The following is a 16,409-nucleotide window of genomic DNA, read 5'->3' as shown; positions in this document are numbered from 1 at the left end:
AATGAAATCAAAGATTCAAAACCAACTTATTTTATTAATAGGATTGTTTGTAATTATGTCCTGTTCCTGTAAAAAGGATTCGAATATTCCGGTAAGTTCTTCTGATCGATGTATAGATACAACTAAAATTAATCCTGACTCCTGTTGTTTTACTATTTATGAACCGGTTTGTGGCTGTGACAGTATAACTTATGCAAATGCATGTAAAGCTGAGAACAATGGTGTACTCTATTGGACAGAAGGCGCTTGTGCCAGTGATACTACCGCTCAAAATTTAATTATTAACGAAAGTTTTGAATGTAATGGCAAGCCTGTAACAGTAGGATGGGATGGTTATGTTTTAGATGATTCTACCGATATAGTACAAGATGCACCGCCAAATGGAGGAATATGGTCTTTTTGGTTAGGAGCGACATGGATACCGTGGGGGGAGTGGGCAGAAACATACATTACAGGGCAATCAGGCACTAACATATATCAGCTTGAAGCATGGATGAAAAGTGAAACCGGGTGGAAAGGGAGTTTAACAATAGGTGTTTTAGAGCAAAAAGGTCAATTTTTTCCTTCTCAGTTAACACAAGAAAAAGAAATTTTTGATAAACCTATTTCAAATATTTGGGCAAAATATACATTAACCGATACAATATCAACACAGCCAACTGACACCATTGTGGTTCGTATTAGTGCTGGTGGGTGTCAGAATTGTTATGATATGAAGACATATTTTGATCTCATTAAATTAATAAAATTAAAATAATGACAATAATAGTATTATGTTGAAAAGTAAATTTATAATGATATTTCTGATTTGTTCTAATCTTATAACGAACGGACAAACTATCAATGAACCTGAATGGTATAACCTTGTATGGAGTAGTGCGTTTTATAAAAATCGCTTGGCTTTGAATAAAAAATCAATAAAACCTCAAATAAAGAATACCCTACTAAAAAAAGGGCATAATTTCCAGGCTAATCAATTAAAAGTTTTTAATCCGTTTAATTTTAATGATAGTTTAATTAAAGATACTGCAGATATAACCCTTTCAGAAAATTCTGTTTTTATCAGTCCTGTAAATCCGGATATCATTTTAAATTCTAACAATTCCCGTAGCTGGCCATCACCTAATAATATAGGTGTCAATGGTATGTTTTCTACTGATGGCGGTTTTAGCTGGTCAGGAGTTGCAGCTAATCTACATAATAGTCAAGCTGATCCAGCAGTAGCCATAGGCCGCAATGGCAGATTTTATGTTAATTATATTACGGCTCCTGTTTGTAATCAAGGTATTTCATTTTCAGATGATAATGGTCTAACCTGGGATAGCGTGGAAATTGCAACGGGAGCTTGTCTTGATAAAAATCATTTATGGGTTGATAATAGTATCATGAGTCCTAATGAAGGGAATCTCTATTGTGCATGGACTCATTTTGGGGGCGCTAATAGTGGAGAAATCGAACTAAGATATTCTACGGATGATGGTCTTACGTGGTTAGTTCCTGCATCAGGCGCTTTTTTTTTGAGTAGCAACTTCCCTCCTCCCGTAAGCCTTAACCAGGGAGTTAATATACAAACAGGCCCTAACGGAGAGGTGTATGCGGCATGGGCTGTTTATCATTCTGTTATTGCTGATACTGCTTTTCTCGAAATTGCGATCGGGTTTACAAAATCTGTGGATGGAGGTGTTACATGGGATACAGCACAAGTTATTATTGATAGTATTCAAGGAATAAGAGCTCAACCAAGCGATAAATTTGGTTTCTTCTCACAATTAGGTGGCGGCAAAACCATGCGGACCAACAGCTTTCCTGTAATGTCTGTAAATCAGCAAAATGGTGAAATATATCTTGTATGGGCAAACAGGGGAGTACCTGGAGTAAATACTGGCGATCCAGATATTTATATGATCAAATCTTCAGATCAGGGAATTACATGGAATTCACCAATAAGAGTGAACCAGGATTCTGTTGGCAATGGAAAAGATCAATGGTTTCCATGGATAGCCTGTGATGACGTTACAGGTGCACTTGTAGTAATTTATTACGATTCTCGTCTTTTTATTAATAACGATTCGACAGCAACTTTTGTATCTGTTTCTTATAATGGAGGTAGTATGTGGGAGGATTTTCTCATTAGCGATGTGGCATGGTCAGGAGACAAAATTTATAGTAATCATTATGCAGGCGACTATTTAGGTATTGATATTAGCAATGGCAAAGTAGTCCCGGTTTGGTCAGATGATCGTACAGGAAATATGCTGGCATATACTCAACCATTTGAAATCTCTTGTGATCAATCAAATCTTGATCTGGTATTATGCGATACTAATATAACAGGAGCGGCAATATTCAAAGTTCCGGGTAAAATTACAGTTGGTGATCCGGGTTGTAATTTTGTAGTTACAAATTCAGGTAATTTATTGATGGAAGCTGGTACAGAAATATTCGTTACAGGAGAAACTGAAATAGGAGGGGAATCGGTACTAACTATTAATCCCATTTGTGCAGCATTAGGCAATTTAAAGATATCAAATTACATTCCACCTTTTGCTAAAAATGAAACCAAAAATGAACTTGGTGAAAATGACAAGGAGCAAGTAACAGATAAATATATAAATAATTCTTCAATCTATCCAAATCCTTTCTCTGATATTACTAACATAGAATACACGCTAAAAGAAGGAGGCCCGGTGAATTTGAGTATATATAACTTATACGGCCAGGGAGTTAAAGTATTGGTAAATGAACCAAACCAGCCAAAAGGCATTCATCGTATCAACTTTAATGCTGCCAGCCTGCAGCCAGGCATTTACTATTATACCCTCAGCACAAAAAACTTTTCCGAAACAAAGAAAATATTAATAATAAAGCAGCCATAACTATAAAAAAAACAATTAATATTGTAAAGCCAATAACATTTAATTTTAAATAGTATGTTTGACATCTCAAAAATGCTTGGCAACATGAAAGAAATTCAGGCCAAGTTCAAAGAAGTTCAGGAAAACCTGGATGCTATTACTACCACTTCAGAATCTGGGGCTGGCATGGTCAAAGCCACCATAAATGGGAATAGAAAGTTAATTAACCTTGAGATTGATAAGGATTTGATCAAAGAAGATGATTCTGATATGTTAATAGACCTTGTTATCGCTGCTGTTAACAAAGCTATGGAAGATATTGAGGCTAAGATAAAAGAAGAATACAAAAAGAATACGGAAAATATCTTACCCAATATACCGGGGTTGGATTTATCAAACCTGACCCAAAACTTGTAAGAACTAAGTACTAGTGTAGCAACAATTTAGTTTTGCAACATTAATTAGTAATAAATAGATTCTTTCGTTATTAATCAACTGACTGTTTCAAAATTCCCAGATAGTACTTCTTTTTCGCCTCAAATGCTTTCTGATATTCATAATAAATGCCAGGCAAAGATATATAATGACCGGGGATCCAAAAGTTAAAAAAGAAGTGTAAATGAAAAAAAGCCTTATATTGCCGGTAGCAATTCCCAGTTTTTCTCCTAACCTGGTACAGACTCCAAATATCTGCAGTTCAACTAGTGCTTGTAGTCTTTTCATATTTGAATTAATTTATTGTATAGGAATCTCAATGTTTAACCACGAATTACACGAATTAAACAAATTAAATTAGTGTAATTCTTAATTAGTTAAATTCGTGTAATTAGTGGTTTCATTTTACGAAGTTATGTTCTGTTTTATCCTGTAAAATAGCTTTACTTCTCAAAATATCATACATTCCGCAGGGGAAATTTAGACAAAAGTAACAAATAATATAAATTTTTAGGTATTAATGAAAAAAAATATCAAAAAAGTTTGGTTAATAAATATATAGCAATAAATTTGCACCCGACTTTTAAACGAAGTTAATTGTATCAATAAACTAATTTATAACTAAATCAATGGACAAAATTAAGAATTTATCGTTAGTATTCACTGCAATAGGAGCACTAATTTTTGGCGGATGTGCCAAATTAGATCAAGCAGTGACCGTTACACCTGATCCTGTTGAACTTCATGGTGATAGTGTAAGCTTTCAAGTGGAGGCAGTTTTGCCGCTTAAAATACTAAAAAAAGGCAAGTTGTACACTGTGGAAGCATTTTACAAATATGGTAGTAAATCATTACCTATAGGTGGTGTTGAATTTACTTTTGATAATTTTCCAGACAGTAAGACCGTAGAACCAAAATTATCAAAAACTTTAAGCTTTTATTATTCCTCCTCCGAACTTCAAAGAGGAGAAGTAATGATTCAGGGAGTTTTGACAAAGGCAGATGGGAGTGGTAAAGCCAAAAAGAGCCCTGAAGCGCCTATTGCTCAAGGGGTAATTACTACATCAAGATTGGTACAGCCCAGCACCTATGTTGCTTATACAGACGTGGCAATGCCTGATGAAACTCAAAGGACTACCTTAAGCTTTTTCTTCGATAAAGGAAAATCCAAATTAAGGAAGTCTGAAATGGAAGGTGAGCACGGCAAACACCTTGACGCATTTATTGAAGAAAAAAATGTTACAGGAACCGTGTCAATTATTGGTTCGCACTCTCCGGAAGGTGCTGAAACCGTTAACACCAACCTGGCAGGTGATCGTGCAAAGGTAATGGAGAACTATTACCGTCAAAAAATGGATGAATATGATTATAAGGATGAATCGAAAGGTTCCATACAGTTTGTGCTTACACCTGTTATCAGAGATTGGACATCCCTTAAAAAAGGTATTGGAAAATCTGATATTTCCGGAGAACAAAAAGCAGAAATTGATGCTATTATAGATGGTGAAGGCACATTTGAAGAAAAGGAAAAGAAGTTACAAAAACTTTCTTTCTATAGTAAATTGATGGATGAAGTTTATCCGCCTTTAAGGGTAGCACGTTGTGAGATCGTTTCAAAAAAAGCCGCTAAGGCCGATTATGAAATTGACCTGGATGCTTCAGACACTGCAAAAGCAGGTGATCTTACAGATGCAGAGATCGTAAAAGCAGGATCCTTAACCCCTTCTCTTACAGAAAAAGAGAAGCTTTATAAAAATGCCATAGATAAAACAGATAGCTGGCAGGCTTATAATAACCTGGGCGCAGTATATGTTGAAATGACCATAAAAGACAATGATAAACAACTGCTGGAAGCTATTAACAACCTGGAGATTGCAAATAAAAAGCAAGAATCTGCAGAAGGTTATTATAATTTAGGACTTGCTTATATGCTAAATGGCAGAACAACAGATGGCTTGTTGTCAGTATCAAGAGCTGTTGGAATGGAAGCTAATGAAGAATTAACCAAAGGTATTTATGCAACAAAGGGTTTATTAGAAATAAAATCAGGTAAAAAGAAATACCGGAAATCTCTCAAAAGCTTCAAAAAAGCAGATAATTCAAAATTTGAGGTAATCTACAATGTAGCATTGGCAAATTTACTGCTTAATAATTATGCTCAGGCAAAAGAGGGTTTTGGAAACGCAATTAAGGCAGACGAAAAGAATGCGCTTGCTTATTATTGCGCTGCTATCACTGCGGCAAGAATGAAAGATGATAAAACGCTTGGAGTACAATTAACGAAAGCTGTAAAATTAGATGATTCGCTGGTAGATAAAGCAATGAAAGACTTAGAGTTCAGAGAGTATTGGGATGCTGAATCTTTCATGAATGCCTTGAAATAGTTATTATAATACCTTTGTCATTTTACAAAAAGCCCTGCTCCGAGTTTTCGGGGTCGGGGCTTTTTGCTTTCATTTCGGATATCACGTATCAATTTATTAACGGGCATCTCTAAAAACTACACCATACATTCCCCTCTATCAAGAGGGGCAAGGGGTGTGTTTTAAAAAATATGTAGTTTTTAGAGATGCCCTAACACTTACTCATGCGACAAATCCAATTCAGAGAAGCATTAAAAGAGGCATTGTGTGAAGAAATGCGCAGGGATGAAAAGGTGTTTCTGTTGGGTGAAGAAGTTGCCCTCTATAATGGGGCTTATAAGGTATCTCAGGGAATGTTGGATGAATTTGGGCCGGTAAGAGTAATAGATACGCCTATATCAGAACTTGGCTTTGCTGGAATTGGTGTTGGCGCTGCAATGAATAACCTTAGGCCTGTGGTAGAATTTATGACCTTTAACTTCGCTCTTTTAGCAATAGACCAGGTTATAAATTCAGCAGCAAAAATGATGTTAATGTCCGGAGGCCAATATTCAGTACCCATAGTTTTTAGAGGACCTACTGGAAATGCAGGCATGCTAAGCGCTCAACATTCGCAAAGTTTTGAAAACTGGTATGCCAACTGTCCGGGCTTAAAGGTAGTTGTTCCTTCCAATGCTTATGACGCGAAAGGTTTATTAAAATCTTCAATTCGTGATAATGACCCTGTTATATTTATGGAATCAGAATTGATGTATTCTGATAAGGGAGAAGTACCTGAAAGTGAATATCTTATCCCAATTGGTATTGCCGATATAAAAAAGGCCGGTGATGATGTAACAGTAGTTTCATGGGGGAAAATGATGAAAGTTGCAATTGCTGCATCTGAAGAAATGCAAAAAGAAGGCGTTGCAGTTGAAGTTATTGATATGAGAACAGTCAGACCTTTAGACTATCAATGTGTCATAAACTCTGTAAAAAAAACCAACCGGCTGGTTATTGTAGAGGAAGCCTGGCCATTGGCAAGTATAGCTTCAGAAATTGCTTATTACATTCAAAAATATGCTTTTGATTATTTGGATGCTCCAATTCACAAAATTAACAGCAAGGATACACCCCTGGCTTATTCACCTCCCTTGATTGAGGCTGCTTTACCCAACGTACCCCGCACGGTTGAAGCCATTAAAGCGGTAATGTATATGAGACGTGAGACGTGAGACGTGTCATAACTCATAGTGTCTAATTGCGTAACTTTTCTATAGATTATTTATGCAATTTAACACTCATAGTTACCTCAAATCTCATGTCTCAAATCTCACGTCTCAATATTGATATATAGATGAAAAAGACACTCATTATCACTTTACTTTTAACATTCACATTATCTAAAGTAAACGGACAGGGAAAATTGCTCAGTGAAGAACACTTGCAACAAGCTAAAGAATATAAATCACTTGATGCGGCTTTAAAAGAACCTGGAAAGGTGTATAAGTTAAATTTAGGGAAAAACATGCTTACAGAGTTGCCTGCTGATATTGGAAAGCTCAAAAAGCTGCAACGGTTGGATTTGCATGATAATCAACTCACAGTATTACCTGCTGAGATCAGCAAACTGAAAAATCTACAGGTATTAAACCTGGAGAAAAATAAACTTACCGTTTTACCTGCTAAAATTGGAAAGCTGAAAAATTTGCAGGAATTCAATTTGAGAATAAATCAGCTCACCACCTTGCCGGCTAAATTTAGTAAACTTCAAAATTTAAGGCAGCTAAATTTAAGAAATAATCAGTTTACCGGTCTGGCAGTTGAAATTTGCAAACTAAAAAATTTACAAGTGCTATATTTGAGGGATAATCAACTTAGTGTTATACCCAATAAAATTGAAAAGCTAAAAAGTTTGCAACTATTAGGTTTAAATTCTAATCAACTTACCATTTTACCTGTTGAGATTGGCAAGCTTGATAATTTGCAGACTTTGTATTTGGATAATAATCAACTCACTGCTTTACCTGATGAAATTGGTGAATTACAAAATTTACAAATATTAGGACTAGGGATCAACCGATTTACCCGTTTACCTGCTGAGATTGGCAGTCTGCAGAAATTGCAAATCCTGGAATTGCATAATAATAAGCTTACTGTTTTGCCGGCAGGATTTGGCAATCTGAAAAATTTACAGCAGTTGACCATCCATGATAATCAACTCACCGAATTGCCCCCAGGATTTGGCAATCTGAAAAATTTGCAAAGACTGGATTTGAAGAAAAATCAACTCACTTTTTTACCTGCTGAATTTGGTGGTCTGCAGAATTTACAAGAGTTGAGATTAGAGTATAATCAGCTCACCGCTCTACCTGCCGAGATTGGCAAGCTGGAAGTATTACGAAGACTGGAATTGCATAATAACAAACTTACTACTTTACCTGCTGAGATCGGCAACCTGCAAAATTTACAAATACTAAATTTGCATGATAACCAGCTTAACACTTTACCTGACCAGATGCGTAACTTGCTGAAGTTAGACTATCTGGACCTGAGGAATAATCCAGGGAAAAAATCAGGGTTAGAAAAAGTGAAGAAGCTGCTGCCAAATGTGTTTATTACGTTTTGATGCGCTATGCTCTATGCTCTATGCGCTATGCACTATGCGCTATAAACCCTTCCTTTCCATCTTACCTTTATTGGCAGAAAATAAAATATTAAGAGTGTCACCGATAAAATGCTTGAATACACCTCATAAATTAAAAGATATTTCAGCAGATATTTTGCTTTTAATTTTTGTAATAATAAAGCTATGAAAAGACTTTGTAATAAAAATTTAGAAGCTGCAATGGTGATGAAGATCGGTAAGGTTATTAACTCTTTGAGGGTTAGTAGCGCTGTAACTATAACAGGATAAAATAATGCCTGTATAAAAAGAAGACAAACCAGGTAAAATGGTAATTGCATAGCGCCTTTCATCCATCTTTTTCTCTGGTGCAATAGTTCAATGATTGAGCTTAGTGGTACTGATTTTACCAGGACTCCGGTATTGAACAAGTTTTTAAATTGCCATCCTTTTTTTGTGATCGCTCTAAAAAGAAAAAAATCTTCTGTGATAGAAGGGGGTAGATACTCATATCCGCCAACATCATCATACGCCTTTTTAACGATCAGCATATTATTACCCATGGCAGTGACGGGTATTTTTAATTCTGAAAGCGCTTTGATCATCCCAAGTGCAAAAAGCCAATCAATAGCCTGAAGGTGGTGGAATATGTTGTTCCCATTGATAAGAGTGACCCCTGTAACTATTCCAATACTTTTTGATGGTTGCATGGTTGCATGATTGCATGTTTGTTCATGCATCCATCCCGATTCTCGGGATCCTTGCATTTTTATTCCTTTAAGCATTTCTTCTATCCAGTTTTCAGGGATCTGGATATCTGCATCTGTTGTTAAAAAATAATCTCCTTTTACCTTCCTGGCTAAATGAGCGAGCACATTGCTTTTGCCAGCCCCCCCAAACCCCAAGCCCCCATCCCGCAATGCTGGCTCGATGTCCACTGGACATCGCCCTCCCCCCGAATCGGGGAATGGGTGAGTCGGTGAATCGGTGAATCGCTTCGTTTTCCTTCTCTCCGTTTCTCCGATTCTCCGTTTCTCCTTTTCAGGGGGGCTGCCAAACCAATAAAAATCCCCACTCACAATATCACGCGGTTTGTATAAGATAAATGAATCGGGTAGCACTTTCTGAACTTTAGCTATGGGTGGCATGATAGCAGCCTGTATCTTTTTGGCGTAGCGAATACTATCGATGATGTCTTCATTCTTTTGCTCTATTATATCTTTTTGGTGTTTGATTTCTTTTGTGCGTTTCAGTACTTTTTGTTCTAACTCTTTATTAAGCTGATCTTTTAATTTGTTCATTTTTGTTAACTGGAGTACGGTTTCTACCTGGGCCCTTTCCTTTTCTTCTTTAAAAACCTTGAAACGCACTGCCAGGGCAAATGATAACATAATAGCTTCCAGCGATGTGCCAAGATGCATCGCATAGTCTGTAAGAAAAAAACCAGGCAATTTCCCGTTTTCTTTAAGTATAAAGGCGTTGACGCCAATTAACAGGATCAAAAAACCGGAAAGAAAATAGACATTCACTCTAAAATTCGTTTTCAGGGAAGATATGGCAGCTATTAGTATTATAATGCCAATAATAGGAATTATAAAGTCAATCAATACAGTACTTAAAGCATAAAAGGGATTATTTAATAAAGAGATAAAAAGTATAGAAATGACAAGCACCAATATTATAGATAATAGTTTATCAATTTTTGGTTGATAATATTTTGAATGTAAGAATGATTGAGCGAATTTTATAAAAAAGCAATATGAAAGACATGCGGAGAGAGGAATTATGTGATTGGATAACCAGGAAAAATTAGGCCAAAAATATTGAAAGGCAAAGCCATCTAAAGATAATTGTGCGATCACCATCCAAAATATATATAATACATAATAAAGGTATGTTCTGTCTCTTAGTGTTCTGAACAAAAATAAATTAATAAGCAAAACTATTGCCAATACTCCGTAATAAATGCCCAGTATATATTGTTCTTTATAATCTTTTTGAGTGTGAGCTTCAGGGACCCAAAATGAAATGGGTAAATTTAACGTTCCCCCATTGTTTTCTGCTTTAAGATAGTATGTTTGTTGTTGATGGGCGTTTAATGTTAACCTGAACAGCGGTTTTCGATGGTGAATTTCCCGCTGATGAAAGGGAATTTGATCCCCTGATTTTTTTACTATGAAGGTATTATTCTTTTGAAGTATATATAAATCTATCTTATCTATCAGATGGTAATCAATTTCAAGAAATAGATCTATTTTAGCGCTTGTGGCATTTTTGACCTTAAATTTGATCCAGTAAGCTGCATTGGCATGCCCGAAATTAAACCTCTGTTTTTCATTGTAAACAAATACTTGTTTAAATGCAGGGGAAATAATATCCCTGATCGTTAACTTTTTCTCTTTGTCTTTAAGTAATGAGAAATTGCTGCCAAGCAGATAATGCGTGGTGGTATCATTTATTATTATAGGGGGAGGGTCTGTGGCAAATAAACAGCTTGCCCCGTTAGATCCCATTAGATATATTATTAATATTATTATTGAAGTTTTCATAAAAAAGGAACTCTGTTGAATATTATTCCCTATTTGTAAGGTTAAATATCTAACGGGGTTAGATAAAATTATAAATTAGATACCAATAATTTACGCAAACAAGTACTATATACTGGTTTTTATTCGTATTACCTGCCTGCCGGCAGGTTAGTATCCATTTGTATATTGGCATCGGATTGTTAATTTTGAAAATATTTTAGCAAATCATGTACAGCAATTCCAAGGTAATTACCCAGTGCATACCCTACCAGGCTTGTGGTTAGCCCGGCAACCAATATTTCCCGGTTTTTCAATATATTAGCAATGGGCGCTATGAAAGGTGCGCCAAATATGGCTGCAGTTGAAGTAATAATTACCGTATCTGCATCAATACGAAAAATGGCAGCTAGAGAAAAATGAATGAACAACGCTCCTACCATCACAAAAGCAACATAAGACAATAAAAATGTACCCGCGTTGAAAATATCACTGAAGTTTGCAAGACTGGCTACTGTAATACAAAAAATAAACATCAAATATTCTCCTGATTCAAAAGTGCCTTTCAGGTTGCGTATCTTTTTCATAAATGAAGCTGCTATTCCAAGGGTTGTAACCGTTAAAATTATTATTATGGTAGATTCTTGCTTATTTACGGTTTGCGTAACTTCTTCATAAACTTCTTCGTAATGTATTCCCATTGATTTAAGGAAAAAAGCTAAACCATATCCAATACCAAAAATAATTAAAGATAGAAAAATGGAAAAAGAAACTTTTTTAAAAGCCCCCCTAAATCCCCCCGCCTGTCCCGATGCAATCGGGGAAGGGGGGACTTTGCCATTCCTTTTCCCTTTACTCTGGCTAAAGCTTTCCGTACTGACAATTCCGGGCTCTTTATTATCATCCATGCTTTCAGACATGGGCTCTGAGCCATGCCCCGCCAGCTGGCGGGGCTCTGCGCTATGCGCATTGACAGGTTTGTAAGCAGGAAGGAATTTAAGCAACAGGCGCTGAGCCAACAACATCAAAAATATAAAATAAACACTGCTCATAAGTATATCGGTAGTATTGAGCAGGGGAATGATCTCTTGCTTATGAAGTGACAATCCTATAGCAGACATATTTGGCGTGCCTCCTGTATAAACTCCTATCAACATGCCTGATATTTCCCAGTTTTCAGCCAAATCTATATCATTTGTAAAAATAAATGAAGCTGCTATTGAACTTATCAATACGCCCACTATACAAAACAAGAAGGAAAATATTGTTTTTTTGGAATAGCTTAGCCATTTGATAAAATCAGTAGAAAAAAGAAGCAAGGGTAAAGCTAAAACCAAGGCAATAAATAATAAATATTCGGAACTTGTTTTATCAAACTGCACAAATTTAATGTTGGCCAGTATCATACCTGTCATGTAACATAGCACAACCGGGCTCAACCAGTTCAAGACCTTACTGCGTTTAGTCCCCCAGATAATTACAGCGGGGAAAAAGATGAAAAACAGGGATTGAAAGATAGATAAGAGCATAATTATTAATAATTACAATCTTTTACAAACTCAACATTTCTCATACCGATAGTGTAGCAACAATTTAGTTTTGCAACATTAATTTGTAATAAATAGATTCTTTCGTTATTAATCAACAAATGGTTATATGGCTATATGGTTAAATGGTTTGTGATGAGATTAGAGACGCCCAATTTGGGCGTCTCTAATCTCATAGGTTTAAACTCGCTGCTTAATTGCTGGCAATTTAGTTGCCATAAAGCATCTATTTTTTATTAGTTTCTGTAAAAACCGAAAACTTCCAGCAATATTACTCAGTTAATATAAAAATCCAAATAACCACAGAGGGATTTTATTGCTAATCCCGATCTCAATATTATCTATTGCTAGAAATGAATTTTTAATATTCTTAATTTGTGCAAAATCTTTACTTTTACCCCCCACCTCAATAGTATATTTATTATCAACGAGAAAATCTCCTTTTTCAGGGGTGGAAATTTTATGTTGAGCATTAAAAATATTTATAAAAAAAGTTTCCCTGACATTGCCAATCTCTACGTTATTTGCTGTTGTAAGTGAATAGATCAAATTAGTGTTATTAAGGTAAATTTTTTCGGGTTTTTCCAACTCTTTAAACCCTTTTTTCCCTTTACTTGTCATCAGTATGATCCCTGAATCTTCTAAATATTTTAGATAAACTTTTAGCGTTCTTTCGTCTCCAATATCCAATAATAATTTTAGTTTTTTAAGATCCGGGGTAAATGGTACTAATGAAGCTATTATTGAAAGTAATTTCTTTATTTTCTTAATACTATTGCCAGTTAAATGTGGATAGATATTTACCAGATCATTTTCTAAAGTAGCGTGAATATTTTGTTCTAAAGTTATATAATAATGATTTATATCAGGAAATTCCAAATAGTAAGGATAATACCCAAATTCTAAATAGCTTTTGAACAAAGATAGAATTTTGTTCCCTTTACCGCTTATCTTCTTTAAAACAGCATTGGCAATTTTTTGATGATCTTTTAATATTTCCTCTAAAGAATACTTATTTAACGTTATACTTAAGGTCAATTCTAAATATTCCCTTAATGAAAATCCATACATTTTGTATCCTACTGCCCTTCTGCTTAAATCATGGCTGGCTTTAGTAATTTCCATAGCTGAGCTTCCTGAAGCTACTATTTTCAATTTTGTGAATGTATCAAAAATACTTTTTATCTCTTTTGCCCAATTAGGATATTTATGAATTTCGTCAATACAAATCAATTCTCCCCCGTAATTATAAAACTCTTCGGCTATTTCATATAATGAATACTTGCCAACAACGAAATGGTCGGCCTGAATATAAAGCGCTTTTGATGTGTATGTGTCCTCTTCATATCGCAATAAAATATATTGGATCATTGTTGTAGTTTTACCTATTCCTCTTTGCCCGGTAATAATAGAAAAACGATTAGATAAGGCATTCGTTTTTAAAAAATAACGTATATACTTTTTATTGTATATATTAATAAAATTCTGGCTTAATAATAATAGTTCATCTAACATTATTATAACTTCAATAAAGATTCAGTATCGAAATACTAATGATATTAATAAATAATAGTATTATAATACTATAAATATTGATAATAATAGTAGTATACTACTATTTGCAAAAGTAAGATTAAATGAATTATTTACAAATAATATAATAATTATTAATTTTCTAATCTCACCCTCAACGCTATCCCAACATTAAAAAACACCCCATTCTTAAAGTTCCTGTAAACCGGGTAAAACGATCCTGGTTCCGTTACCGGATCTTTTTTGTTTTCCCTGCCATTTTTATATACTTCATATCTCCGCCAGGATGTACCGCCAAATTCAGCGAACAAGGCTACATTTTTAACTGCATAATAATTAATAAAACCTTTCAACTGCCAATGCCCCCAAAACCGGTGACCCTCCCTGACATAATAATTATTTGTTGAGTCACTTAGCCTGTACGAAGTTGTAATTGATTTGTAGGCTATTCCAGTATAAAGACTTTTATTCAGCTTGTATTCAACATTCATACTTCCGGGCAGCACGCCAAATATATTTAGTTTTTCGTTTACTTTCCATTCAAATCCTGCCAGGGGCATGAAAAAATTGCCAAAAAATTCGCGATTGTAATATAAGCCAAATTTATATTTCAATGTACTGTTTTTTGTATAAGTAAATAACACCACGCCCCCTAACTGATAGTGTTTTTTAGATAGTTTTTTCCAGTCAGAGCTGATCCGGGGGATAATTAGCATCAAGGCGCTCCATTTTCCATCCTTCCATTGTTTAATACCACCTAATTGCAAGGAGGTAGCATATAACCATGTTTTTGATCTTATTGAATCGGATGCACCCCAGTATCGGAATCTGAATTTATCAAATGAGCTGCCAAGTACAATTACATCCTTGTTTTTCAATTGCAAGGGAAGAAAGAGATTGGCCGTGACCTGTTCAGTTATAAGGCTGGCATTGGCGCTATCATAAGGCGCCCCCGGAAAACGCTGATACTGGATATTCAATATATCCACGAATGGTTGTGCTCTCAAAGAAGGTATAAAGGAAATAGAGGAAATAAAGGCAATAGAGGAAATACTTAGAATAAAAGAATTAAGATTGGATAATATGTTTTTAAATTTACTTAGCATTTTTTTTTTGTTATTATTAATAATGACTACTTAAGAGTCTAAATTTTTTCCAAGACTTCACTTTAAAAAAAGCCCTTCGGGGAAATCTATTGTGAACGTACTAAATTACGTGTAAAGTCTTAGAAAAAATTTAGTTATAATGCTCTTTCAAGAGCCTATTTCCTTTTTTTCTTATTGCCTTATTGCCAGCAAATTCATCGGATGACCCAAACGCACAACCTGGAGAGTCATCCGATGATAACCACCCCTTGTCATAGTCATTGTCTATTGTCATATTGTCTACTGTCTATTGCCAACTGCCAACTGCATTTCCTTATTCCCTCTATTTCCCTATCGTATTGCTTTTTGCTCAACATGAATCCCGAGTTCTCGGGACAAGTTGTTTGAGTTACTATCTAAATACTCTTGCTTGGCATTTTCAAGCGCATTGATAATTTCTTCCCGTTGTTTTATCAATTTTGCTATAAGCGTGCTTTCCCGGTAAAATAAAGAAATAAATAACCAGCTTCTGCGAATTTTTATAAGCCACTTCCAGTAATGCCAGGTAAAAAAGCCGCTAAAAGGCAAGGAAATAGCATATACAATTGAAATCCATCCCGCCTGTCCCCCTGAGTAACTCGGGGGGGAGTACCCGGGAAAAATCCAGGTAGAATCAATAACCAGCGGGATATATAAGGCAACCAGCCATATTTGTATTGTATAAAAAAATAAGAAGGTAAATATTCCTGTTGTCATCGTAATCGAACCGTAGAAATCTTCACGTTTAGTTAGGGTATTAGCAAGGAAACCCGGGATTTTATAGGGCAGGTAGTTATTTATAAGTCCATACAGATAAAACGGGAAGCCAAGTAACCAATAGACGATTGTTTTGAGACTATATAGCAATAGTGAGCCTTTTCGGGTTCCCTTCCCTTCACTTTGTTCAGGGCCGGGAGAAGCTTTTTTAAGCAAATGATCTTTTAGTTCGAGTTTTTTCAGGTCATCTGTATATCGCTGTATTTTTTGCTTTACTTTCTCAACACCCTTGGGGTCTTGCCTTTGAAAATGAAGTACAGCTTCTACGATCTCCTTTGTTAGCAGATAATCACGTTCTTTTTCATCTGGTGATACGCCAAATTCTTTTTTCAAACGGCTTTTGTAAATAACTTCAATGTTTTTGACCAATTCATCCAATGCTTCATTTTCAATATCTATCGTATGCGCTGCTATGCGCTCTTTGATATGTCTGGTAAGGGCTCTTACTGCTTTGAATTCGTCCTTTTTATACAGATCAAAGAACTGAGAAATATCAATCGGTTTTGAAAAATTTACAAACAGTTCGCTTTGAAATCTGTGGGGGTTAGAATAATTGATCCCTACAGGCACAATGGCTACCCCTAGTTCAAAATTGTTTTCTTTTTCTGCACCCAGCGCAATTCGTGCCGGGCCGGTTTTAAATTT

Annotated in this window: 10 protein-coding genes and 1 pseudogene; 6 read left to right on the top strand and 5 right to left on the bottom strand. The window is 35.4% G+C overall.

All coding sequences use genetic code 11. From position 1 onward, the window contains the following. The first annotated feature begins 1 nt into the window (after position 1). From FVQ77_11740 to FVQ77_11730, 3 genes are read left to right on the top strand one after another with little or no spacing between them, the layout of a single operon-like run. Positions 2-757 (top strand): hypothetical protein, encoded by a 756-nt coding sequence (locus FVQ77_11740; protein MBW8050985.1) that lies wholly within the window; start codon positions 2-4, stop codon positions 755-757. 16 nt (positions 758-773) lie between these two features. Further along, positions 774-2,876, top strand: a complete 2,103-nt coding sequence (locus FVQ77_11735; GenBank protein ID MBW8050984.1) for a T9SS type A sorting domain-containing protein — start codon at positions 774-776, stop codon at positions 2,874-2,876. A 54-nt stretch (positions 2,877-2,930) separates the two neighbouring features. After that, positions 2,931-3,272: a YbaB/EbfC family nucleoid-associated protein gene (locus tag FVQ77_11730; GenBank protein MBW8050983.1), complete on the top strand. Its 342-nt coding sequence runs from the start codon at positions 2,931-2,933 to the stop codon at positions 3,270-3,272. 87 nt (positions 3,273-3,359) lie between these two features. On the opposite strand, the gene FVQ77_11725 is transcribed toward FVQ77_11730, so the two are convergent. After that, on the bottom strand, positions 3,360-3,578 hold the full coding sequence (locus tag FVQ77_11725; GenBank protein ID MBW8050982.1) for a PspC domain-containing protein: 219 nt from the start codon (positions 3,576-3,578) through the stop codon (positions 3,360-3,362). A gap of 341 nt (positions 3,579-3,919) precedes the next feature. On the opposite strand from FVQ77_11725, the gene FVQ77_11720 reads away from it, so the two are divergent. The 3 genes and pseudogenes from FVQ77_11720 to FVQ77_11710 all read left to right on the top strand — a co-directional run bounded on the left by FVQ77_11720 (position 3,920) and on the right by FVQ77_11710 (position 8,261). Continuing rightward, positions 3,920-5,674 (top strand): hypothetical protein, encoded by a 1,755-nt coding sequence (locus FVQ77_11720; protein MBW8050981.1) that lies wholly within the window; start codon positions 3,920-3,922, stop codon positions 5,672-5,674. Between the two features lie 203 nt (positions 5,675-5,877). Then, positions 5,878-6,867, top strand: a complete 990-nt coding sequence (locus tag FVQ77_11715) for a pyruvate dehydrogenase complex E1 component subunit beta (GenBank protein ID MBW8050980.1) — start codon at positions 5,878-5,880, stop codon at positions 6,865-6,867. 95 nt (positions 6,868-6,962) lie between these two features. Beyond that, a pseudogene (locus FVQ77_11710) lies at positions 6,963-8,261 on the top strand (hypothetical protein). A 32-nt stretch (positions 8,262-8,293) separates the two neighbouring features. Here FVQ77_11710 and FVQ77_11705 read toward each other — a convergent pair. From FVQ77_11705 to FVQ77_11690, 4 genes are all read right to left on the bottom strand, one after another. Then, complete coding sequence (locus FVQ77_11705) at positions 8,294-10,807, bottom strand: glycosyltransferase (protein ID MBW8050979.1); 2,514 nt, start codon at positions 10,805-10,807, stop codon at positions 8,294-8,296. A 179-nt stretch (positions 10,808-10,986) separates the two neighbouring features. After that, complete coding sequence (locus tag FVQ77_11700; protein ID MBW8050978.1) at positions 10,987-12,312, bottom strand: DUF819 family protein; 1,326 nt, start codon at positions 12,310-12,312, stop codon at positions 10,987-10,989. A 297-nt stretch (positions 12,313-12,609) separates the two neighbouring features. Next, positions 12,610-13,845 (bottom strand): AAA family ATPase, encoded by a 1,236-nt coding sequence (locus tag FVQ77_11695; protein MBW8050977.1) that lies wholly within the window; start codon positions 13,843-13,845, stop codon positions 12,610-12,612. 152 nt (positions 13,846-13,997) lie between these two features. Beyond that, positions 13,998-14,969 carry a hypothetical protein gene (locus FVQ77_11690; protein MBW8050976.1) on the bottom strand — a complete coding sequence of 324 codons (972 nt, stop codon included), beginning with the start codon at positions 14,967-14,969 and terminating at the stop codon, positions 13,998-14,000. Positions 14,970-16,409: the final 1,440 nt, after the last annotated feature.

The organism is Cytophagales bacterium, assembly GCA_019456305.1.
GTDB lineage: Bacteria > Bacteroidota > Bacteroidia > Cytophagales > VRUD01 > VRUD01.
Note: the sequence above shows the minus strand (reverse complement) of the source record. Positions and strands in the feature narration are given on the sequence as shown.

What these genes read in the sequence shown, in the direction of transcription:
- FVQ77_11735 (MBW8050984.1), top strand. Translation starts at nt 774, where the DNA reads ATGTTGAAAAGTAAATTTATAATGATATTTCTGATTTGTTCTAATCTT.
- FVQ77_11700 (MBW8050978.1), bottom strand. Translation starts at nt 12,312, where the DNA reads ATGCTCTTATCTATCTTTCAATCCCTGTTTTTCATCTTTTTCCCCGCT.
- FVQ77_11715 (MBW8050980.1), top strand. Translation starts at nt 5,878, where the DNA reads ATGCGACAAATCCAATTCAGAGAAGCATTAAAAGAGGCATTGTGTGAA.
- FVQ77_11730 (MBW8050983.1), top strand. Translation starts at nt 2,931, where the DNA reads ATGTTTGACATCTCAAAAATGCTTGGCAACATGAAAGAAATTCAGGCC.
- FVQ77_11695 (MBW8050977.1), bottom strand. Translation starts at nt 13,845, where the DNA reads ATGTTAGATGAACTATTATTATTAAGCCAGAATTTTATTAATATATAC.
- FVQ77_11720 (MBW8050981.1), top strand. Translation starts at nt 3,920, where the DNA reads ATGGACAAAATTAAGAATTTATCGTTAGTATTCACTGCAATAGGAGCA.
- FVQ77_11740 (MBW8050985.1), top strand. Translation starts at nt 2, where the DNA reads ATGAAATCAAAGATTCAAAACCAACTTATTTTATTAATAGGATTGTTT.
- FVQ77_11725 (MBW8050982.1), bottom strand. Translation starts at nt 3,578, where the DNA reads ATGAAAAGACTACAAGCACTAGTTGAACTGCAGATATTTGGAGTCTGT.
- FVQ77_11705 (MBW8050979.1), bottom strand. Translation starts at nt 10,807, where the DNA reads ATGAAAACTTCAATAATAATATTAATAATATATCTAATGGGATCTAAC.
- FVQ77_11690 (MBW8050976.1), bottom strand. Translation starts at nt 14,969, where the DNA reads ATGCTAAGTAAATTTAAAAACATATTATCCAATCTTAATTCTTTTATT.